Raw genomic sequence first — 20,561 nt, 5'->3', positions numbered from 1 at the left:
CATCGACTCGACGTCGCGGCCGACGTAGCCGACCTCGGTGTACTTGGAGGCCTCGACCTTCAGAAAGGGGGCCTGAGCCAGGCGGGCGAGCCGGCGGGCGATCTCGGTCTTGCCCACCCCGGTGGGCCCGATCATGATGATGTTCTTGGGTGCCACCTCGTCCCGCAGCTCGGGCGGCAGGTTCTGCCGGCGCCAGCGGTTTCGAAGCGCCACCGCGACGGCGCGCTTGGCCTTGTCCTGCCCGATGATGTAGCGGTCGAGCTCCGCCACGATCTGAGCGGGGGTCAGCTGGGCTCCCGGGCTCATGGCCGACTCACAGTTCCTCGACGGTGATCTGATCGTTCGTGTACACGCAGATACCGGCCGCAATCCGCATCGCCTCGGCCACGATCGCCTTCGCATCGAGGTCGGAGTGCGCCATCAGGGCCCGGGCGGCCGCCAGCGCGAACGGGCCTCCGGACCCGATGCCGATGAGGCCGTCGTCCGGCTCGATCACCTCGCCGGTCCCCGACACGATGAACGACGTCTCCGCGTCGGCGATGGCCAGGAGCGCCTCCAGCCGCCGGAGCACGCGGTCGGTCCGCCACTCCTTGGCCAGCTCGACGGCGGCGCGCCGGAGGTTTCCGCGGTATTCCTCCAGCTTCCCCTCGAACCTCTCGAAGAGCGTGAAGGCGTCAGCCGCCGTCCCGGCAAAGCCGGCCAGGGCCCGGTCGTGGTAGACCTTGCGGACCTTGCGGGCGGTCTGCTTGACGATCGTCGCGCCAAGGGTGACCTGTCCATCCCCGCCCATGGCGAGCCGACCGCGGTGACGCACGGAGACGACGGTCGTGGCGCGCACGCGAAGCGCCGCCCTGCTCACTGCGATGCCCTCGGAGCCGCAACACGATCGGGTCCGTCGTTGGGACCGGGCCGCGGCCCGAGCAGATCAAGGACGCAGGCGCCCGAAGGCGCGCCGCAGGACGTCGCGGGGCTGGGGCCCCGCCGTCCGAGGCGCGCGAACCCGAAGAACCCACCGAGGCGTATGCCGCATACGTTGAGGCGCGCCGAGCGCCGAGGACGCAGAGATGCGACGGGCTCCGGCCGGGGCCCCATGCCGTCACATCGCGCGCGGATGGGCCGCATCGTAGACCTTCATGAGCCGGTCCGCGCTCACGTGTGTGTACTTCTGGGTCGTGCCGAGCCGGGCGTGGCCCAGAAGCTCCTGGATGAGCCGGAGATCGGCCCCGGCGTCCAGGAGGTGGGTGGCGAACGTGTGGCGGAGCGTGTGCGGACTCACCCGCCGGTGGAGGCCCGCCGCGTGCGCCCGCCCGCGGACGATCCGGTGGAGGCTCCGGACAGTGAGTCGGCCCCCGCGGCGATTCTGGAAGACCGGGCCCGAGGTGGGCTCGCCGGCCGTCCGGTTCCGCCGATACCCCAGGTAGGCGCGTACCGCCTCCACGGCCTTCTTGCCCAGCGGCACGATCCGTTCCTTCCCGCCTTTCCCCATCACCCGCACCGCGCCGTCCCGGAGGTCGACGTCGGCGAGGTCGAGGCCGGCCAGCTCCGCCACCCGCACGCCCGTCGCGTACAGCATCTCCAGGATGGCGCGGTCACGCGCCCCGGCCGGCGTGGTCGGGAACGGCGCCCGCAGGAGCGCTTCGGACTCGTCGATGGGGAGGTACGCGGGCAGCCGCTTGGGAAGCCGCGGCGTCCGCACGTCGTGCGCGGGGTTCGCCCGGGCGCGCCCCCGGCGCACCAGGAAGCGGTAGAAGCTCCGGAGCGCCGCCAGACGCCGCGCCACCGACGTCCGGGCCAGCCCCCGCTCGTGGAGATCGGCCAGGTAGGCCCGCACCGCCCGCCCGTCCGCGTCGTGGAGGCGTCCCGCCCCGCGCGCCGCGAGGAACGCCGCGCAGTCGGCGAGGTCCGACCGGTAGCTCCGCAGCGTGTGGCTCGAGGCCCCTCGCTCGACCGCGAGGTACCGGAGGAACGCGTCGACGAAGTCGTTCTTGCGTTCTGCCATGACCCGACCCGGGAAGGCGCGAGGCCCTGCCCGCAGCCTGCGGCGGCCGACCAGCATCCGCCGGGCCCGGACGTTACGCCTCTTCAGCCTCCCGACGGTATCCGCATCCCTCCCGGGCACAGGTGAGGAAGCGCCGGCCGCGGGTCCGCCGCTCGACCAGGAACGGTGCCCCGCACTTCGGACACGGGGTCCCGACCGGGCGCTGCCAGGCGATGAACTTGCAGCCCGGGTAGTTCGTGCACGCGTAGTAGGGCTTGCCCCGCTTCGACCGGCGCTCGGCCAGCTCTCCTCCGCACCCCTCCTGAGGACATCCGATTCCGATCGTGATGGGCCTGGTGGTCTTGCACTCCGGGTAGCCGGAGCACGCGATGAAGCGACCGAAGCGCCCCTCCTTGTACACCATCGGCCGGCCGCAGGTGGGGCAGTCCATTCCGGCCGGCTCGGGCTCGGCTGGCTCGCTGTCGCCGACGTTGCGCGTGTACTTGCACTCCGGATACCGCTCGCAGGCCAGGAAGCGCCCGAAGCGGCCCCAGCGCTCGAGCAGCTTCCCCTCGCCGCACTGCGGGCACGTCTCGTCGGTCGGCTTTCCCTTCTTGAGATCGTCCATCTCCCGGTGCGCCCGCTTGAGGTCCTTGGCGAAGCGGTTGTAGTACTCGCGTACCGTCTCCACCCACTTCCGATCGCCCTCCTCGATCTCGTCGAGAGAGTCCTCCATCTGGGCCGTGAACTCGACCTCGAGGAGATCCGGGAACGCCTCCACCAGGAGGCCGGTCACCAGCTCTCCGAGCTCGGTGGGGAAGAGGGTACCCCGGTCGCGCCGCACGTAGCCCCGCTTCTGGATCGTCGTCAGGATCTGGGCGTAGGTGGAAGGGCGCCCGATCCCCTTCTCCTCCAGCTCCTTGACGAGCGACGCCTCGGAGTAGCGTGGCGGGGGCTGCGTGAAGTGCTGCTTGGGCTCGAGCTGCCTGATGTCGAGCCGCTGGCCGACCTCGAGCGGCGGCAGCCCGGAGACTTCCCCCTCGATCTCGTCGGTGCCAGCCACCACGCTGTCGTCCGGCGCCTCGATGTAGACAGCCATGAAGCCCGGCACCCGGAGTGCCGAGCCGACGGCTCGGAAGAGATAGGGGCCGGCGGCCACGTCGACGGTGAGCGTGTCGTACACTGCCGGCCGCATCTGGCTCGCCAGGAACCGTCCCCAGATCAGCCGGTAGAGCGCAAGCTGGTCGCGGGTGAGGTAGCGGGCAACCTCATCGGGCCCGTGGTCGATCAGCGTCGGGCGGATCGCCTCGTGGGCCTCCTGGGCGCTCTTCCGCGCGCGGTAGGCGGGCGGCCGCTCGGGAAGCGTGTCGGCGCCGAAGCGCGCGGCGATCACCTCGCGCGCCTCCGACTGGGCGTCGGGAGCGACCCGGGGGGAGTCGGTGCGCATGTACGTGATCAGCCCGATCGGCCCCTCGGCGCCGATCTCGACCCCCTCGTAGAGCTGCTGCGCCACCATCATGGTCTTGGAGGTCGAGAAACGGAGCTTCCGGGCGGCCTCCTGCTGGAGCGTGGAGGTGATGAAGGGCGGAGCCGGGTTCTTCTTCCGCTCGCCGCGGACGACGTCCTTGACGACGAAGTGAAGGTCCCGCAGCTCGGCGATGGCGGCCTGGGTGTCGGCCTCCGTCCCGAGCTCCACCTTCTCCCCGGCCTTCTCGCGGAGCGTGGCCTCGAACGGGGGCGGCGCCGCCGCCGCCAGGTGCGCGTGGAGGCTCCAGTACTCCCGCGGGACGAAGGCACGGATCTCGCGCTCCCGCTCGCAGAGGAGACGGACGGCCACCGACTGCACGCGTCCCGCCGACAGGCCTCGCCGCACGCGCTCCCAGAGGAGCGGGCTGATCTTGTAGCCGACGAGCCGATCCAGAACCCGCCGGGCCTGCTGGGCGTCGACTTTCTTCAGGTCGATGCGGCCGGGCTGCCTGAAGGCGGCCTTGACCGCCTTCTCGGTGATCTCGTTGAAGAGGACGCGGTAGACCCGGTCGCTCGGAATGCGCATCTCCTGAGCGATGTGCCAGCCGATGGCCTCGCCTTCGCGGTCGGGGTCGGTGGCGACGTAGAGCGCCTGAGCCTTCTCGGCCGCCTTCTTCAGCTCCTGGAGCGTCCGGGCCTTGGCTCGGAGCGGCACGTACTGCGGCTTGAAGTTCTTCTCGATGTCGACGCCGAGCTTGTTGGAGGGGAGATCCTTGACGTGGCCCAGGGACGCCTTCACGATGAAGCCCTTGTCCAGATACTTCTGGATGGTCTTCACCTTGGTGGGCGACTCGACCACGACGAGCGAGCGGCGTGCGGCCATGGCCGTCTAGCTTTTCATCCCAGTGCCGGGCCAGGAACCGAGCAGATCAAGGACGCAGGCCCGAGCCGGCGCGAGGGCCGAGGACGCAGAGATGGGACCGTTACTGGCACGTCACTAGCGTCTCACGTAGCGCTGGCCGGGCAGCTGCCGGACCAGCCCCCGGAGCTCCAGGGTCATGAGCGAGGCGGCCACGTCCCCGGCGGGGAGCCCGCTCTTGTCGATGACGTCGTCGATGGCCACCGGCTCCTCCCCCAGCAAGGGAAGCAGGCGGCCTTCGGCGCCGGTCGTGCCGCCCGCCGCCGCGACCCGCGTCGCCGCCGCGGGCGAGGTCGGGCGCAGAGCCGCCCGCCAGACCGCCGGCCACTCGGCTACCACGTCCTCCCAGTCGCGGACGAGCTTGGCCCCATCCTGGATCAGGCGGTTCGCGCCCTCGCTGGTCGCCGAGGAGACGTTGCCGGGCACCGCGTACACCTCGCGCCCGAGCTCGCCCGCGTGTCGCGCGGTGATGAGCGCCCCGCTCCGCTCGGCCGCCTCGACGACGACGGTGCCGAGGGCGAGGCCGGCGATCACCCGGTTCCGGATGGGGAAGTGCTGAGGCAGGGGCGCCGTCCCCATCGGAAACTGAGAGATGACCGCGCCGGCCGCCGCGATGGCGCGCACGAGCGGTCGGTTCTCGGACGGGTAGACCACGTCTACCCCGCTCCCCAGCACCGCCAGCGTGCGGCCGCCGGCGTCGAGGGCGCCGCGGTGAGCGGCCGTGTCGACGCCACGTGCGAACCCGCTGACGACCGTGACGCCCCGCCCGGCCAGGTCGCCGGCCAGCCGCTCGGCCGTCCTGAGGCCGTAGCCCGTTGGACGGCGCGAGCCGACCACCGCCACCGACAGGGCGTCCTCCCGGGCCAGGGTGCCGCGGACGATGAGGAACGGCGGCGGGAGCGGAGCGGTCTTGAGCGCGGGCGGATAGTCGGCGTCCTCGAGGATGACGAGGCGGGCCTCGGCTCGTTCGGCCGCCGCCCGCTGGCCCGCGATGGCGCCGGGAGCGTCGAAGCCCTTGATGCTGGTCGCCAGATCGTCTCCCACCTTTTCAGCCAGCGCCCGGCGCGATGCTCGGAACAGCTCCGCCGGCGCGCCGACGGCGAGCACATCGTGGTAGCGGCGAGCGTTCCACCCCATGCTCGGAACCAGCGCCAGCGCCACCCATGCCCACCGTGCGTCCGTCGTATCCATCTCACTCCACCATACACCACGTGGCAAGCCACTCCGGCTCGAGATCCGTCGCGCCCGGGGCGGGCGAAAAGTAGCCGCCATCGTACACGCCCGCGGAAACCCCGGTCAAGGAGCGCCGGCGATCCCCGATGGGGTGGCGGCTCGGCATGGGGTCGGGGGCTGACCGGATGACCGGCGACCGTGCGCGCCGCGCGACCACGGCGAGGGCGCCAGCGCGCGACGAAGGGGTGGGGGATTACCTGTCGGCGGGCGGGCCGGCCCTGGCGCCCCGCGAGACCTCACGCGCGGCGAGCCGCGCCTTCTGGGCGGCCTCGCTTTGCGGGAAGTCGCGGAGGAGCTGCGCCCAGACCTCGCGGGCGCGGTCGTTGCGCTTCAGGAATCGGTGGGCGAGCCCCAGCTTGAAGAGCGCCTCGGGGGCCTTCTCCCCTTTCGGCGCCATGTCGACGGCCTTCTTGTATTCGACGGTCGCGTGCTGATAGTCACGGGCCGTGTAGTAGGCCTCGCCGATCCAGAACTGAGCCGTCCCGGCCAGCGGGTGCGACGGGTGCTTGCCGACGAAGTCCTCGAAGTCCAGGATCGCCTGGCCGAGCTCCCCGCCCTTGAAGCTTTCCAGGCCGCGGTTGTACAGCTCCTCGGCCGCCAGCGTGGCGAGGGCGGTCCGGGTGGCCGCCTTCTGGCTCTTGCCGTCCCGTCGTCCCCCGGCGGCGTTGGCCGGCACAGCCTCCAGGCGCGCCACCTGGTCGGCGATGCCGCCGACCGTCATCTCGACCCCGCGCACCGCTCCGGCGACGGTCTCGAGGCGCGCCTCGGCAGCGACCACGCGCTTGCGGACGCTCTCCACCGCCTCGGCCTGGCGCCCGTCCTGATCCCGGAGCGCGGCCTGGAATTCCTGGCGCGCCGCCTGGATCTCGACCCGGAGGTCGGACACGTCCTTGCGCAGCTCCACCGTCGCGCGGGTCAGCTCCGCGACCTGCAGCTGGGTCATCCGGGACTCTTCGCCGATCCGCCGGAGGGCGTCCGAGCCCGCGCACCCGGTGAGCGCCAGAAGCGCCAGCCCCGTCGGGACGACGCCGCGTCGCCATCGCGTGCTGTCAGACGTTCGCATGCGCCCCATCCTTCTCCTGGCCGGCACCGTAGCACCGCGCTCGAAGCCGTGTCAAGTTTCGCGGCCGCCCGGGGGGCGCGCCGGACCGGCGATCCGGTCCGTGGCCAGGGCTCGCACGGGCTGGTCGGGGCGCAGCCGGCGCTCCAGCGCACGGCTCAGGCGCGACATCCCGAAGGTCAGGATCCAGTAGACGAGCGCGATGAAGAGGTAGAGCTCGAACGGCCGAATCTCGCGCTGGTTGACGGTTTGAGCGGCCTTGGTGAGGTCCATGTAGCCGACGATCGAGGCCAGCGACGTGTCCTTGACGAGAATGATGAACTGGGTCACCAGCGAGGGGAGCATGTTGCGCAAGGCCTGCGGGAGCACGATGTCGCCCATCACGGCCCGGTAGCCGAGTCCGGTGGCCCGCCCGGCCTCCACCTGTCCGCGGGGCACGGACTGGATCCCCGCCCGGATGATCTCACCCAGGTAGGCGGCCTCGAACACGACGAAGGCGATCAGCGCCACCCCGTACTGCGAGAGCGCGATCCCGAGCGCGATCGGGATGAAGAACCAGAACCAGAAGATGACCATCACGAGCGGGACTCCGCGGATCACCTGGACGTACAGGCTCGCCGGGTAGTAGAGCACCTGGAACCGCGACAACCGGGCCAGGGCGACGAGGATCCCGACCCCGAAGCCCAGGACGATGGCCGGCAGGGCCAGGGCGAGGGTGCCGCCCCCGAAGGCGCCGATTCCGAGGAGCCCCTGGAGCAGCAGGAAGCGCCAGTTGCCGGCGATGACGCCGAAGTCGAAGCTCAATGCTCGGCGCCCTCGGTGCGGACGACGAGGCCCGGGATGGCCAGCCGGCGCTCCACCCGACTCATGACCGCCGCCACGACCAGGCACAGCCCGAGGTAGATCAGCGTGCCCGCCGTGATCGCCTCGAAGCCCTTGGCGGTGTAGGCCTCGATCTGGCGCGTCATGAAGGTCACCTCGGTCACGCTGATGGTGAGGGCCAGCGAGGAGTTCTTCAGGAGGTTGAGCGACTCGTTCGTCAGAGGCGGGACGATGAGGCGGACGGCGATCGGCACCAGGACGCGCCGGTAGGCCTGGCCGACCGTGAGCCCGGTCGAGAGGGCCGCCTCGAGCTGGGTCGGCGGAACCGACTGGATGCCGGCCCGCACGACCTCGGCCAGCCGGGCCCCGTGGTAGACGCCGAGGGCGACCACCGCCGCGACGAATTCCCCGCCGTGCCGGTTCAGCCAATCCTGAGCCGTGGCCGGCAGGACCTGAGGCACGCCGAAGTACCAGAAGAACATCCAGACCAGCAGCGGCACGTTCCGGAAGAACTCGACATAGGCGGCGGCGAGTCCGCGAGGCCCGAGCCCCGACATCGTCCGGAACGCCCCGAAGAGGCCTCCGAGGGCGGCGGCCAAGAGCCAGGCGAGCGCCGAGATCTCCAGCGTCGTGACGATCCCCTGGAGCAGCCACCGGCCGTAGGGAGCGGTCCACAGGACGCTCCACTCGAACTGGTACTGTAGCGCGAGGAGAAGCGTCACCCGACCCTCCCGGAGGAAGGCCGGCCCGATCCGGTCGCCGAAGAGCGACCGGCCCGGCGTCGCCGGGAGGGCCGTGGGAGGGGGCTGCGCCCCCCTCCTACCGATTCAGCGGCCGTGAAAAAGTGCGCGGGCCGTGGCCCTCACGCTCATGGTCCATTCAGCGGGGGATCACCTGCATCTGGAGGAAGATCAGGGCCGACTCGGAAAGCGGATAGGGCACCTCGCCGCGCGGCCCGAACCACTTGTCGTACAGCTTCTGGTATTCTCCGCCCTCGATCGCCTCCATCAGGGCGAAGTCGACCAGGTTCCGGAAGTCCGAGTCGTTCTTCCGCATGGCCATGCCGTAGGGCTCGTAGGTGTAGAACTCGCCCACCACGTCCCACTCCGCCGGGTTCGGCGCCTTGGCCTTGAGTCCGGCCAGCTGGACCCCGTCGTTCGTGTAGGCGTCGATCTTGCCCTGGGCCAGCGCGGTGAAGGCCGCCGGCTGGTCGGGGAACACGACGAGTTGCGCTTGCGGGTGCTTCTCGCGGATCACCTTCTCGTTGGTCGAGCCCTGCTGGGCCCCGACCCGCTTGCCCCCGATGTCGCGCAGGCCACGGATCGGGCTGCCCTTCTTGACCAGGAACTGGGCGCCGGTCACGAAGAACACGACGCTGAAGTCGAGGCTCTCGCGGCGGGCCCGGGTGATGGTCATGGTGCCGGCGATGAGGTCCACGGCGCCGCTGGTGAGGAGCGGGATGCGGGTGGTCGGGGTGGACTCCTTGAGCTCGAACTTCACAGGCTTCCCGAGCTTCTTCTCGATGCCGGCGTGGACGAGCTTGGCCAGGTCCACCGAGAAGCCGCCCCACTGGTTGTTCTTGTCGATGAAGCCGAAGGGCGGCGAGCCGGTCCGGGTCCCGATCACGAAGCTTCCGGTCCGGGCGACCTTCTCCAGGGTCGTCTCGGCCCAGGCCGGCACGACGCCGGCCAGCAGGATCGACAGGGCCAGCACGGCCGCGCTTCCTTTCCGCGCGTGGGTCCGCATGGATGCCCCTCCTTCCGGGGTGACGCGTGAGTCAATGGGCGAGGATCTTGGACAGGAACAGTCGCGTGCGCTCGCTCCGGGGTCGCGCGAAGAACGAGTCGGGCGGCCCTTCCTCGAGGATCCGCCCCTCATCCATGAAGACGATCCGGTGCGCCACTTTCTTCGCGAAGCCCATCTCGTGGGTCACGACCAGCATCGTCATCCCCTCGCGAGCGAGGGCGACCATCACGTCGAGGACCTCGTTGATCATCTCGGGATCGAGGGCGGAGGTCGGTTCGTCGAAGAGCATGATCTTCGGCTGCATCGCGAGCGCCCGCGCGATGGCGACCCGCTGCTGCTGCCCGCCCGACAGCTGGGCCGGGTAGGCCCCCGCCTTGTCGGGAATGTCCACCTTGCGGAGAAGGTCCATCGCGATCCGCTCGGCCTCGGCGCGCCGAAGCCCGCGCACCCGGATCGGCGCCAGCGTGATGTTCCCGAGCGCCGTCATGTGCGGGTAGAGGTTGAACTGCTGGAACACCATGCCGATCTCGGCGCGCAGCCGGGGGAGGTCGACGCTCCGGGCATTGACATCCTGGCCGTCCACGATGAGCTGCCCCGATTGAATCGGCTCCAATCGATTGATGCAACGGATCAGCGTGCTCTTGCCCGACCCGCTCGGTCCGCAGACGACGAGGACCTCCCCCCGCGCGACTCCGAGGTCGACGTCCTTGAGGACGTGGAGCTTCCCGAACCACTTGTTGACCCCGCGAAAGGTGATGATCGGCTCCGCCATCACCGGAGCTCGCACTGGACGATCGCGGACGTCGCCAGCGGGCCCCGAGGTCACGACGGCCTCAGCGTCGTGCCGGGCAGCGGTCGCTCCGCCACCATGAGACCTACGAGCATCCGGACCGCCGTCAGCGCGACCAGGATGGCGAGCGAGAGCCGGAGACCGCGGGCCGGGATGCGGCGGCTCACGCTCGCGCCCGTCCAGGACCCGGGGACGGTCCCCGCGCACAGCAGCGCGGACCAGAGCAACGGGATCTGGCCGGTCTCGAACTTTCCCAGGACCCCCCCGAGACCTCCCACCGCCAGGACACCCAGCGAGCTGCCCAGAGCCGCCCGGGTCGGCACGCCCAGCAGGTAGATCATGAACGGGATCACCAGGAAGGCCCCGCCGACGCCGACCAGGCCGGAGAGGAGGCCGATGGTGAGCGAGCCCGCCAGGGCGAGCGGGCGCGAGAAATCGCTGGCCCCCCCCTCGCCCAGCTCATCGGCCGGCGGCGGAAAGAAGAGGATCGGCGCCGCGATCAGCGCGAGCAAGGCGAAGACGGTCTCCAGCAGCCGCACGCTCACCGCGCCGGACAGGAGGGCGCCGGCGCCGGCCCCGACGACCATGCCGGACCCCATCCAGAGGACGACGGCGGGTGCGGTCGCGCGTCGGCCATGATGGGCGAGGTAGCCCAGGACGGAGGCCACGAAGACCTGCACCATCGTCATCGCCCCGACCTTCCGGATGTCGAGTGCGGGGAACCCGAGGAGGGGCGGCGCGTACAGGAGGAGCGGGATCATCACGACCCCGCCCCCGATACCGAGAAGCCCCGAGAGAAACCCTCCGACGAATCCGAGCGAAACCAGGAGGGCGAGAAACACGATGAGGCGAGTATAGCCGGCCTCCCGGCGGGTCACAAGGCAGCCGGAGGGGGCGGCGGGACCCGGGCGGTTGCCGGGCTTCCGCCCTCGGGCTAAGATCGGCGCCGTGGACGAGTCTTCGTTCGGCGTCTTCGCGGCGACGGCCCTCCTGGCCGGCTTCGTGTTCGGCTACTGCGCGCAGCGCGGTGGATTCTGCCTGACCCGGGCGCTCTCGAACCTCGTCCTCACCGGCGACGGCTCCATCGCGCGGGCCTACGTCCTGGCGCTGGTGGTGGCCATCGTCGGCACGCACCTCCTGGCCCTGGCCGGGAGCTACGCGCCGGCCCTCGGGATCGCGGAGCTGCCGGTCCGGCCCTTTCACTGGGTCGCCAACCTCGTCGGTGGCTTTGTCTTCGGGATCGGGATGATTCTGAGCGGTGGTTGCGCCGGGAGCTCCTGGTACCGCCTCGGCGAGGGGGCGCTCGGGGCCTGGATCGTTCTGTTCGGCTTCGCGCTGGGTGCCACCGCCACCAATGTGGGCGTCCTCGCTCCGGTCCGGAAGACCCTCCAGGAGCACGAGCTTCTGGCCGGGGACCAGCCGGCGACGCTCTATCACCTCCTGGGCGTCGGCCCGTGGCCGGTGATCGCGGGAGTGGTCGTGCTGGCCGCGCTCTGGCTCGCCCGGGGCGCCGCCGAGCCGGAGCACGGGAAGTGGAAATGGCCGCTGACCGGGAGCGTCATGGGCCTGGTGATCGCGCTCGGCTGGTATCTGTCGTCCTACGGAGGCAGTCCGACCGGCCTCACCTTCGCCGCCAACACGGGCCATCTCCTCACCTATCCGCTCGTCGGCTTCCCGAACCGCGTGACGTGGAGCATGTTCGTGCTCGTCGGCCTGCCATTCGGCTCGGCGCTGGCCGCCTGGCAGACCCGGCAGTTCCGCTGGAAGGCGCCGCCGGGCTTCACGAGCGTCCAGCTCTTCGCCGGGGGGCTCACGATGGGCGTCGGAGCGCTCATCGCCGAAGGATGCAACATCACCCAGGGGCTGACCAACGCGGCCACCCTCGCCCTCGGCAGCCTGACGGCGTTCGGGGCGATGCTGGCCGGCGGCTGGGCCGCCCTCTGGATGCTGTTTCTCCGCAAGAGTTAGCGGCGTGTCGGAGTAACCCGGCAGCTCGCCCCGCGCGGGCGATGCGTCGGGCAGCGCTCCGAGCGGCGGCTGTGCCGCCGCAACCGAAGGGGGGGAATCGGGGGGGTCTTCCGAGACCCCCCCGAAGAACCTAACAGGGAAGAACGGCGCGCGCGAAGCGGGTCAGCTCCCAGACGGGCGTGACGCCCTGGACCTCGCGTCGGCCGCTACGGGGAAAGCTCCGGAAGAACTCCTCGAAGACCGGGCGGCCGACGACCCCCACCGCGTAGAGCGCGTCGGCCGCCTCGTCCCATTCCAGGATCACGGCCGCCAGGGGGAGCTCGGCCGGCGGCTGGATCGGCACCGCGCCCTGCAGCGGATCGAACGCGCTCCCGTGGACGCAGCACGTGATCACGGTGTCCCGCTGGGCGACCGTAGCCGGCTGGCCCGGACCGAAGTAGTGGATCATGGCGTGCTCGCGCGTCGGATGCGTGTAGGTGTGGGGACAGATCGCCGAGAAGGCGACGATCGATCTGCTTTTCCCAACGCCCCCCGGCGCCTCGTACCCGCCGCCCCCGGTGACGCGCACCGGTGTGACGGGTCGGCCGAGATCGAGGAGGAAGCACGGCGTGCTCTCGAAGGGGTAGAAGAACACGTACGTCTGGTGGGGAACGAGGTCGGACGCCGCCAGCGGCGTGCTCCCGTCCCGCAGCAGCTGAGCGCGAGCACCCGGCCGAAGCTGCGCCTCGGCCGCCCCGGACGCCGCGAGGATTCCGGTCTCCCGCAGCGTCGCGATGGCGGCCAGCGCGCCGCACCCGAGGAACGCCCGCCTCCTCATCATCTACGTCTTTTCGGGGGGGTCTCGGAAGACCCCCCCGATGCCCCCCCGTCGGTTGCGGCGGCACAGCCGCCGCTCGGAGCGCCCCTCGATGCACCACGCGCACGGTGGTCGGCGTCGGGTTACTCCGACACACTTAGGTTGCCCGGTCGGGCCCACGGCCCCCAGGACCCCAGACACGACAGGGATCGACCCGGCCGGGCAGGGTCGAGGAGCGAGCCCGGCTAGGACGCAGGGAGGAGGCGGGCCGAGGCGTATGCCGCATACGTTGAGGCCCGCCGACGACCGAGGACGACGCCAGGCGACGCTCATCGGCCCTGCCCTAGGAGCCGAACATTTCGCGCCACAGCCCCTGCTCCCACGCCTTCCGGAGCTGGGCGAATGACGGCTTCGGCGAGTTGTCCACGGTGATCTTGGTGTTCACCTGGAGTTTCCCCTCCTTCGTCTCGTAGCTCCAGTCGGCCCGGGTCAGGAACGCCTTGTCGCTCTCCGTGTACGGGTAGCAGATATTGTGAGGCGGCGCCGGGTCGGGGACCGATGCCCCCATCGCCTTGGCGATGTACGTTCCTACGATCTTCCCGCTGATGGACGCCGTGTATGCGCTCTTCGCGTACGGCGTCTGGGCCGCGTCCCCTACGGCGTACACGGCCGGGTTCTTGGTCGAGCGGAAGGTCACCAGGTCCACCTCGGCGAACACCGCGCCGAGCCCCGCCTTGCCGATGAACTCGGCGGCCTTGTTCGGCGGGATGATGCTCAGCACGTCGAAGCCGACGTCTCCGGCATCCGTCTTCACCACTTTCTTCTCCGCGTCGACCCCCGTGATCTTGGTTTGCGGGCGATATTCGAGAACGTCCTTCCGCGCCCCCATGGCGTCCAGGAACGCCTGGGCGTTGGGCGGCGGGATGGGCGTCGGCTTGGCGTCGAGGAGCACCACCTTCGCCTTGAGGCCCTTCTTCTTGATGTGCTCCGCCCACAAGAGCGCGTACTCGTACGGCCCCGGGGGGCACTTGTAGGGCACCGCCGGCGCGTTGAGGACGACCGTCCCGCCCTGGAACGCCTCGATCTTCCGGCGGGCGTCGATCATCGGCGTGCCCTTGTCGTAGATGCTGGCATTCAGGGCGTACGCCTCCCCGAGCCCGGGGACGTCCTCGTAGGCGAGGCGGATCCCGGTCGCGATGAGCAGCTGATCGTAGTCGATGGCGCCGGGCGCCGCCAGCACCTGCTTCTTGTCCGGATCGAGCCCGACGACTTCCGTCCGGATCACGCGGATGCCCTTGGCGATGAGGGGAGAGTAGCCGAACGTGATGGTGTCGAGCGAGTTGAACCCGAAGAGGTACTCGAGGGTGGCGGGACAGGAGATGAAGAAGGAGGAGCGCTCGAGGATGACGACCTCGGCGTCGGGGACGAGCCTCTTGACCGTGAGGGCGGCGAAGTTGCCGCCGAAGCCGGCCCCGATGACCACGAGCCGTTTGCCGCCCGACTTCGGGAGGACCTGGGCCAGGCCCCGAGTCGGCCGCCCCAGCCCCACCCCTCCGAGAGCCGCCACCGCCCCCCCACCGATCCCCGCCGTCCGCAAGAACTCACGCCGATTCAGCCCCATGGTCTCTCCTCCCCGCGCGCCCGGCGCGTTACGGGAACTGCTGATGAGCGGCCCACTGGCCCCCTCGGTTGTCGACGAAGACGACGCGCAGCATCGTGCCCGGACGAGCCTTCACGAAGAACCGGAGCTTGGGGTCGGGGCTCATGGCCGGAGTCAGCGCGAACTCGCTCACCCGCTCCTCGCCGAGAAACGCCGTCATCCGCTCCACGAAGAACGCCGGCCGCTCCTGGACGAACGTCCCGTTCTTCTCGGCGAGCCCGGTGTGCGAGGTGTGCTTGAGCGAGGCCCAGACGGCCACCACCTCGCCGGGACGGACCCGCGCCTGGGTCCGCACGGACGGGCTACCGCCTTGCTCGCGGGTGACGCTCCCCGGCGGAAGGGCGCAGCCCCCGGGCGCCACCCGCACCAGGTGCCTGGCTTCGAACCGGCCGTGACGCGTGCACTCCGCGACGACCGTCAGCTCACCTCCCTGCCCGGAGCGCATCTGGTAGGCCACCGAGGCCCGGCCGCTCCGGGGGGTGAAATGGAAGACCCCCTTCCTGGGAACGGGATCCGTCCGCAGCACGACCTCGAGGGCCTTGATGTAGTGGTCCGCCTCCATCGGATGGTCGACCGACACGGTCAGAGGAACCGCCACCGGGTCGTCGGCCAGGATCGGGACGTCGATCTGCGGGCGGTGCGCCGTCTCGACGGCCGCCGGACGGCCCGGGCTCTGAGCGAGCGCGCCGGGCGGCCGAGTCGCGGCGAGGGCCCCCATCAAGACGAGGCCCAAGGTCTCCCGGCGGGAGAACCCCGCGTGCGATCCCGGATCGTACGACACGATCTTTCTCATGTCTTCCCGTAACTTCCGATGGATTCCCTGCGAAGCAGGATCACCTCGATCGCGCTGCCGGGCTCGACCCGGGTGTCCGGGGGGATGACCGCCAATCCGTCGGCCAGGAGCATCGAGCGGAGGATCCCCGACCCCTGCCCGCCCGTCGGCCGCGCGGTCAGCTCACCGCCCTCCTCCGCGAGCCGCACCCGAAGGTAGCCCCGGCGCGGTCCCGGATTGTCGAGGGTCTCGACGAGGCGCGCCCGCACGCGCGGTCGGAAGAGCCGAGTGTCGCCCGCCATGCGCCGGAGGGCGGGCCGGACGAACAGCTCGAAGGTCACCATCGAGGAGACCGGGTTGCCGGGGAGCCCGAAGACCGGGCGCCCGCCGAGCCGGCCGAACGTCAGCGGCTTGCCCGGTCGCATCGAGACCTTCCAGAAGCTGAGCTCCGCCCCGAGCTTCTCCAGGACCTCGCGGACGAAATCGCGGTCCCCCACGGACACCCCGGCCGTGGAGACCAGGACGTCCGCCGCCACCCCCCACCGGAAGCGCTCCTCCAGGTCCTCCCGCGTGTCGCGTGCGATGCCGAGGTTCAGGGGAACGCCGCCGGCCTCCCGGACCTGGGCAGCCAGCGTGTAGGTGTTGGAGTTCCGGATCTGAGCGGGCCCGGGAACGGCGTCGAGATCGACGAGCTCGTCCCCCGTGGAGAGGATCGCGACCCGGGGCTGTTGATACACCCGGACCAGCGGCCGCCCGAGCGCGGCGAGGACGCCGAGCGCGGCGGGCCCGAGGACCTCCCCGCGAACGAGGACCGCCTCCCCGGACCGGATGTCCTCACCCCGGGGGCGGACGAAGTCGCCGGGCTTCACGGGGCGCCCGATGACCACCGTGGCTCCCTCGAGCCCCACCTCCTCCTGCGGGATCACCGAATCGGCGCCCGCCGGCATCGGGGCACCGGTCAGGATGCGATAGGCCTCGCCGGGGCCGACGGCCTGCCCGGCCACCGCCCCGGCCGGCACGGCGCCGAGGAGCCGGAGTCGTACCGGCCGCTCGGGGGTCGCGCCGGACGTGTCGTCGGCCCGGAGCGCGTATCCATCCATGGAGGAATTGTCCCACGGCGGGAGGTCGCGCCCGGCGGTGATGGGCTCGGCGAGGACACGCCCGAGCGCCGCCGTGAGCTCCACGGTTTCGGCGCCCAGCACGGGGATCACCGCGAGCACGCGCGCCAGGGCTTCTTCGACGGACAGCATGGTTCGGATGCTCAGTCTACCGTTCCCACCGTGGCGGGAGCAACCAGCCCGGGAGGCCCGAGGGCGCGGCCGGCGGCGTCAGCCTTCGACGCGAGAGACCAGGCCGAACCGCGGCACGAAGACGAGGAACGAGAGGATGAAGAGGGCCCCGAACCCGACCGTGACCAGGAGATCGACGAGGCCGTAGGGGAAGCCGGTTCGGCCGACCACCGACGGGTAGACGAGGACGGTGCGCTCGAGGAACATGGCGAGGAGCGAGAGACAGGCGACCCCGACCAGGACGCGGTGGCTCTGGGGCGGGCGCCCGGTCAGCCGGCCGAGGAGGTACGCGAAGGGCACGAGCCAGCCGATGATGAAGGCGGTCCAGGCCAGCACGCGCCAGGGGTCCTCGAAGAAGCGCGCCAGCACGAAGCGCGTCTCGACGGGCACATTGCCGTACCAGATCACCAGGTACTGGGACCAGAAGAAGTACATCCACAGGATCGAGGTGGCGAAGACGAGCTTGGCGAGGTCCTGCACTTCCGTGGGCGGCATCACCCAGGTGGGCCGGCCCAGGCTCCGGACCCCGACCAGCACCACGAGAAAGGCGAACCCCGAGTACAGCGTGCCCACCAGGAAGTAGCCGCCGAGCAGCCCGCTGAACCAGTGGATGTCGAGGGTCATGACGAGGTCGAACCCGAGGAGCGAGACCACGATCACGTAGAGGAAGAGCATGACCACCGCCAGCCGCGCGCGATGGGCCCGCCCGGGCTCCTCGGACGCTCCGGCCGGGGAGGCGTGGACGGCCTGGGCGAAGCGGATGCTCGCCCAGTAGAGGGCCAGGAGCCCGATGACCGTGCGCAGGACGAAGAACGGCAGGTTGAGCCAGATCGCCTTCGTGGCGACCGGCTGCGCCACCCAGGGATAGATGGGGTCGGCGGCCGCCATGACGACCAGGAACAGAAGGAACGAGGCCGGCATGAAGGCGACGGTCGTGGTCGCGATCCGGCGCAGCCGTGCCGCCCAGCGAGCCTCGGTCAGCTCGAAGATGCCGGCGATGGCGGGGCCGGCCACCGACAGCCCCGACCAGAAGAGGACGTTCACCAGGAAGGTCGCCCAGACGCGACGCCCGCCGAAGATCAGCCCCAGCACGAAGGCGACCGCCCCCAGCCCGATCAGCACGGCCAGAACCGGAACCGGGCCGCGCGGGGGCTCGGCGGTGGACAAGCGTGGGGCGGGTTCCGCCATGGCCCTCGACCCTACTTCTGGGCCAGCGACCGGATGTAGTTCACGAGGTCCCAGCGCTCGGTGACCGACAGCGCCTCCCCGTAGGCCGGCATGATGGGGCCGCCGTAGCCGACGTACCCCGCGATGTGGCCGTCGCTGCGCCCCTGGATCACGGCACCGGTGAGATCGGGCGGAGGGATGAACCGCGGCGTCACCGGACCGTCCCCCTTCCCGCCGGGGCCGTGGCAGGGCGTGCAGTAGATCTTGAACAGGGCCTCGCCGCGCATCGCCGACTCGCGCGAGCGGGGAATGGGGTTCCGCCGCGTCTCGTAGGCGGCGTGCATCGCATGGGGCCCGCCGGCGGCGGCCGGGCTCTGGACGAGCTCACCCCCCGTCCGCGGCACCGTCCCCGGCGGCTGGATGATCGAGACGTCCCCGGGCACGAACTTGACCTCCGACTGCATGCTCGTCAGCCACCGGTAGCCCACCAGGAGACCCATCGCGCCGCCCAGTCCGAGGACCACCAGCAGGCAGAGGAGGAAGATCCACTTCACAGGCGCACCTCTTCGGCGCCCGCCTGCTTGAGGATCTCCTCCACGGTCCGCACCTGGTCCGGGGCGCACGCGACCTCCACGCCGAACCGGTCGGCCGTGAACCGGGGATCGTAGCGCGGCGAGCCCCGGAAGCGGGGCAGCGGCGCGGTCACCAGGAGCCCGAGCAGCGTGCACAGACCGCCCAGGAGGATGGTCAGCTCGAAGGCGATGATGACGAACGGCGGGATCGACACCACCGGCTTTCCGCCGGTGATGAGGTTCCACTTGAGCACGGTCCAGATCGTCAGCGCGAACCCGCTCAGGGTCCCCGTGAGGCCCCCGACCAGCGTGAAGAGGCGGACCGGGCTCCGCGGAAGCCCGTGGCCGGTGAGGGCCTCTTCGACTTCTTCCAGCGGAACCGGCGTGTAGGCCGCGATCCGCCCGAAGCCCCGGGCCTTGAGGTCGCGGATGGCGTGGACCGTCGTGTCCACGTGAGCGAAGACTCCGACTACGCCGGGCGCGGGCGTCTGGGTCACTGGGCTACCGTCGGAGCGGCAGCGTGACCAGGTCCGGCGATGGTACCGGGCCGAGACCCGAGCAGCCCTAGGACGCAGGGAGCAGGCGGGCCGAGGCGTATGCCGCATACGTTGAGGCCCGCCGACGACCGAGGACGACGGGATGCGACGGGGATCGGCCCGGGCCGGCCCATCAGTGTCGGGCGTGCGCATCCCGCACCGGGTGCGGGATGGTCTCCTTGACCTCGACGATCGACACCGAGGGCAGCACCTTGATGAATGCGAGGAACAGGATGAAGAACCAGGCGAAGCTCCCGATGATGATCATCGAGTCGACCGGGGTCGGCACGTACGAGCCGAACGTGTAGGGGTAGAAGCCCCGGGCCAGCCCCGGGACGATGATGTTGAACCGCTCGAACCACATCCCGATCAGGACCAGCACCGAGACGACGTAGAGCGTCGGAACGTGCACCCGCGCCCGGCGCCAGAAGAAGACCAGCGGAGACACGCTGTTGCAGAAGATCTGGAGCCACCACCACGGCGCGTACACGCCGACCCACTTGAAGAGGTACGACGCGCGCTCGATGGGCTCCCCGCTGTACCAGGCGACGAATCCCTCGCAGACGTAGAAGTACGTGAGGACGAGGCTGGTCACCAGGATCAGCTTCGCCATGTTGTCGAGGTGCTTGGCGGTGATGTAGGGGTAGAGGTTGAAGTAATAGCGCATGGGGATGAGGAGCACCAGCACCATGGCGAAGCCGGAAAAGATGGCCCCGTCGACGAAGAAGGGGGCGAAGAGGGTCGAGTGCCAGCCGGGCACCAGCGCCATGGCGAAGTCCCAGGACACGACGCTGTGGACCGAGACGACCAGCGGGGTGGCCAGCGCCGCGAAGAGGCCGTACGCGCGGCGGTAGTGGCGCCACTGTCGGTCGGTGCCGCGCCAGCCGAGGGCCAGCGCCGCGTAGATCCGGTGCTTCAGACCCCGGGCGGCGTCGCGAAGGGCCGCGATGTCGGGAACGAGGCCGACGTAGAAGAACACGACGCTGATCGTCAGGTAGGTGGAGATGGCGAAGACGTCCCAGAGCAGCGGCGAGCGGAAGTTCGGCCACAGGTAGCGCTCGTTCGGGTACGGGATGAGCCAGTACGGCAGCCACATGCGGCCGAGGTGGATCACGGGGAAGAGCCCGGCGGTCAGGACCGCGAAGACGGTCATCGCCTCCGAGCCCCGGTAGATCGACGTCCGCCAGCGCGCCCGGAAGAGGTAGAGAATCGCCGAGATGAGGGTGCCGGCGTGGCCGATGCCGATCCAGAACACGAACGTCGTGATGTACATCGCCCACATCTGGGGATTGCGCTTCCCCGCCATCCCGATGCCGTAGTAGATCTGGAGGATCCAGGCGAAGATCCCCCCCGCCAGCGTGAGGGCGACGAACGACATCCAGCCGAAGTAGAGGTTGGACGGGAACTCGAGCGTGCGGATGATGTCGCGGTTGACGTCCGCGTAGGTCGGCGCGGTCGTCGAGTCGCCGCCGCCCGACAGGGAGCGGGACTCGGCGGTCCCGGAGGCGCCCGCGCTCATGCCCGGGGTTCTTTCACGAGCTTCTTGAGATAGGTGAGGGCCGGCCGGGTTCCCAGCTCACCGAGCACGTGGTATCCGCGCGGCGACGCCGAGAGCTTCGACACCCGACTCTCTCCGTCCTTCAGATCCCCGAAGGTGATGGCCCGGGTCGGGCAGGTCTGCTGGCAGGCGGTCAGGATCTCGCCGTCCCGCGGCCGGCGCCCCTGGTCCTTCGCCTGGTCCTTGCCCGCGATGATCCGCTGGATGCACATCGTGCACTTCTCCATC

The 20,561-nt window shown here is 70.5% G+C and carries 21 protein-coding genes; 1 reads left to right on the top strand and 20 read right to left on the bottom strand.

Going from position 1 to position 20,561, the window contains the following annotated elements; all coding sequences use genetic code 11:
• The 11 genes from VGW35_08860 to VGW35_08810 all read right to left on the bottom strand — a co-directional run.
• Positions 1-306: AAA family ATPase (locus tag VGW35_08860; protein HEV8307766.1), on the bottom strand; the 306-nt coding region annotated here is incomplete at its 3' end.
• A gap of 7 nt (positions 307-313) precedes the next feature.
• Positions 314-790 carry an ATP-dependent protease subunit HslV gene (gene hslV, locus VGW35_08855; protein HEV8307765.1) on the bottom strand — a complete coding sequence of 159 codons (477 nt, stop codon included), beginning with the start codon at positions 788-790 and terminating at the stop codon, positions 314-316.
• A 306-nt stretch (positions 791-1,096) separates the two neighbouring features.
• Positions 1,097-1,999, bottom strand: a complete 903-nt coding sequence (xerC, locus tag VGW35_08850; GenBank protein HEV8307764.1) for a tyrosine recombinase XerC — start codon at positions 1,997-1,999, stop codon at positions 1,097-1,099.
• A gap of 73 nt (positions 2,000-2,072) precedes the next feature.
• Positions 2,073-4,328 carry a type I DNA topoisomerase gene (gene topA, locus VGW35_08845; protein HEV8307763.1) on the bottom strand — a complete coding sequence of 752 codons (2,256 nt, stop codon included), beginning with the start codon at positions 4,326-4,328 and terminating at the stop codon, positions 2,073-2,075.
• A gap of 114 nt (positions 4,329-4,442) precedes the next feature.
• Complete coding sequence (gene dprA / locus VGW35_08840; protein ID HEV8307762.1) at positions 4,443-5,555, bottom strand: DNA-processing protein DprA; 1,113 nt, start codon at positions 5,553-5,555, stop codon at positions 4,443-4,445.
• Between the two features lie 235 nt (positions 5,556-5,790).
• Entirely contained in the window at positions 5,791-6,660 is an 870-nt protein-coding gene (gene ybgF / locus VGW35_08835; GenBank protein HEV8307761.1) for a tol-pal system protein YbgF, read from the bottom strand.
• Positions 6,661-6,711: 51 nt separating this feature from the next.
• Complete coding sequence (locus VGW35_08830; protein HEV8307760.1) at positions 6,712-7,461, bottom strand: amino acid ABC transporter permease; 750 nt, start codon at positions 7,459-7,461, stop codon at positions 6,712-6,714.
• Positions 7,458-8,201, bottom strand: a complete 744-nt coding sequence (locus VGW35_08825) for an amino acid ABC transporter permease (GenBank protein HEV8307759.1) — start codon at positions 8,199-8,201, stop codon at positions 7,458-7,460. Before VGW35_08825 ends, VGW35_08830 begins: the two co-directional genes overlap by 4 nt.
• Before the next feature lie 157 nt (positions 8,202-8,358).
• On the bottom strand, positions 8,359-9,225 hold the full coding sequence (locus tag VGW35_08820; GenBank protein ID HEV8307758.1) for an ABC transporter substrate-binding protein: 867 nt from the start codon (positions 9,223-9,225) through the stop codon (positions 8,359-8,361).
• Between the two features lie 31 nt (positions 9,226-9,256).
• On the bottom strand, positions 9,257-9,985 hold the full coding sequence (locus VGW35_08815) for an amino acid ABC transporter ATP-binding protein (protein ID HEV8307757.1): 729 nt from the start codon (positions 9,983-9,985) through the stop codon (positions 9,257-9,259).
• A gap of 62 nt (positions 9,986-10,047) precedes the next feature.
• Positions 10,048-10,893 (bottom strand): sulfite exporter TauE/SafE family protein, encoded by an 846-nt coding sequence (locus VGW35_08810; protein ID HEV8307756.1) that lies wholly within the window; start codon positions 10,891-10,893, stop codon positions 10,048-10,050.
• 70 nt (positions 10,894-10,963) lie between these two features.
• Between VGW35_08810 and VGW35_08805 the strand changes: the two genes are divergently transcribed.
• Positions 10,964-11,983: a YeeE/YedE family protein gene (locus VGW35_08805; GenBank protein HEV8307755.1), complete on the top strand. Its 1,020-nt coding sequence runs from the start codon at positions 10,964-10,966 to the stop codon at positions 11,981-11,983.
• A 130-nt stretch (positions 11,984-12,113) separates the two neighbouring features.
• Here the strand turns inward: VGW35_08805 and VGW35_08800 are convergent, their stop codons facing one another.
• From VGW35_08800 to VGW35_08760, 9 genes are all read right to left on the bottom strand, one after another.
• The gene (locus VGW35_08800) at positions 12,114-12,803 is read right to left on the bottom strand and encodes a (2Fe-2S)-binding protein (protein ID HEV8307754.1); all 690 of its coding nucleotides are present in this window, start codon (positions 12,801-12,803) and stop codon (positions 12,114-12,116) included.
• A gap of 319 nt (positions 12,804-13,122) precedes the next feature.
• Complete coding sequence (locus tag VGW35_08795) at positions 13,123-14,400, bottom strand: FAD/NAD(P)-binding oxidoreductase (GenBank protein HEV8307753.1); 1,278 nt, start codon at positions 14,398-14,400, stop codon at positions 13,123-13,125.
• Between the two features lie 28 nt (positions 14,401-14,428).
• Positions 14,429-15,220, bottom strand: a complete 792-nt coding sequence (locus tag VGW35_08790) for a thiosulfate oxidation carrier protein SoxY (GenBank protein HEV8307752.1) — start codon at positions 15,218-15,220, stop codon at positions 14,429-14,431.
• 8 nt (positions 15,221-15,228) lie between these two features.
• Positions 15,229-16,461, bottom strand: coding sequence for a gephyrin-like molybdotransferase Glp (gene glp / locus VGW35_08785; protein ID HEV8307751.1), 1,233 nt, complete (start codon positions 16,459-16,461; stop codon positions 15,229-15,231).
• 78 nt (positions 16,462-16,539) lie between these two features.
• On the bottom strand, positions 16,540-17,688 hold the full coding sequence (locus VGW35_08780) for a hypothetical protein (protein ID HEV8307750.1): 1,149 nt from the start codon (positions 17,686-17,688) through the stop codon (positions 16,540-16,542).
• Positions 17,689-17,699: 11 nt separating this feature from the next.
• On the bottom strand, positions 17,700-18,221 hold the full coding sequence (locus tag VGW35_08775; GenBank protein ID HEV8307749.1) for a cytochrome c: 522 nt from the start codon (positions 18,219-18,221) through the stop codon (positions 17,700-17,702).
• Positions 18,218-18,844: a DUF3341 domain-containing protein gene (locus VGW35_08770; protein HEV8307748.1), complete on the bottom strand. Its 627-nt coding sequence runs from the start codon at positions 18,842-18,844 to the stop codon at positions 18,218-18,220. Before VGW35_08770 ends, VGW35_08775 begins: the two co-directional genes overlap by 4 nt.
• A 64-nt stretch (positions 18,845-18,908) precedes the next feature.
• Positions 18,909-20,294: an NrfD/PsrC family molybdoenzyme membrane anchor subunit gene (nrfD, locus tag VGW35_08765; GenBank protein HEV8307747.1), complete on the bottom strand. Its 1,386-nt coding sequence runs from the start codon at positions 20,292-20,294 to the stop codon at positions 18,909-18,911.
• Positions 20,291-20,561 (bottom strand): 4Fe-4S ferredoxin (locus VGW35_08760; protein HEV8307746.1); only part of this gene is annotated, 271 nt, incomplete at its 5' end. The genes nrfD and VGW35_08760, both read right to left, overlap by 4 nt.

The organism is Candidatus Methylomirabilota bacterium, from assembly GCA_036005065.1.
In the GTDB taxonomy this organism is placed as follows: Bacteria; Methylomirabilota; Methylomirabilia; order Rokubacteriales; family DASRDR01; genus DASYQW01.
Note: the sequence above shows the minus strand (reverse complement) of the source record. Positions and strands in the feature narration are given on the sequence as shown.

Bases quoted from the DNA above. Each gene is read 5' to 3' on its own strand.
- hslV (HEV8307765.1), bottom strand. From the start codon at position 790: ATGGGCGGGGATGGACAGGTCACCCTTGGCGCGACGATCGTCAAGCAG.
- xerC (HEV8307764.1), bottom strand. From the start codon at position 1,999: ATGGCAGAACGCAAGAACGACTTCGTCGACGCGTTCCTCCGGTACCTC.
- topA (HEV8307763.1), bottom strand. From the start codon at position 4,328: ATGGCCGCACGCCGCTCGCTCGTCGTGGTCGAGTCGCCCACCAAGGTG.
- dprA (HEV8307762.1), bottom strand. From the start codon at position 5,555: ATGGATACGACGGACGCACGGTGGGCATGGGTGGCGCTGGCGCTGGTT.
- ybgF (HEV8307761.1), bottom strand. From the start codon at position 6,660: ATGCGAACGTCTGACAGCACGCGATGGCGACGCGGCGTCGTCCCGACG.
- VGW35_08820 (HEV8307758.1), bottom strand. From the start codon at position 9,225: ATGCGGACCCACGCGCGGAAAGGAAGCGCGGCCGTGCTGGCCCTGTCG.
- VGW35_08800 (HEV8307754.1), bottom strand. From the start codon at position 12,803: ATGATGAGGAGGCGGGCGTTCCTCGGGTGCGGCGCGCTGGCCGCCATC.
- VGW35_08795 (HEV8307753.1), bottom strand. From the start codon at position 14,400: ATGGGGCTGAATCGGCGTGAGTTCTTGCGGACGGCGGGGATCGGTGGG.
- glp (HEV8307751.1), bottom strand. From the start codon at position 16,461: ATGCTGTCCGTCGAAGAAGCCCTGGCGCGCGTGCTCGCGGTGATCCCC.
- VGW35_08780 (HEV8307750.1), bottom strand. From the start codon at position 17,688: ATGGCGGAACCCGCCCCACGCTTGTCCACCGCCGAGCCCCCGCGCGGC.
- VGW35_08770 (HEV8307748.1), bottom strand. From the start codon at position 18,844: ATGCGGCATACGCCTCGGCCCGCCTGCTCCCTGCGTCCTAGGGCTGCT.
- nrfD (HEV8307747.1), bottom strand. From the start codon at position 20,294: ATGAGCGCGGGCGCCTCCGGGACCGCCGAGTCCCGCTCCCTGTCGGGC.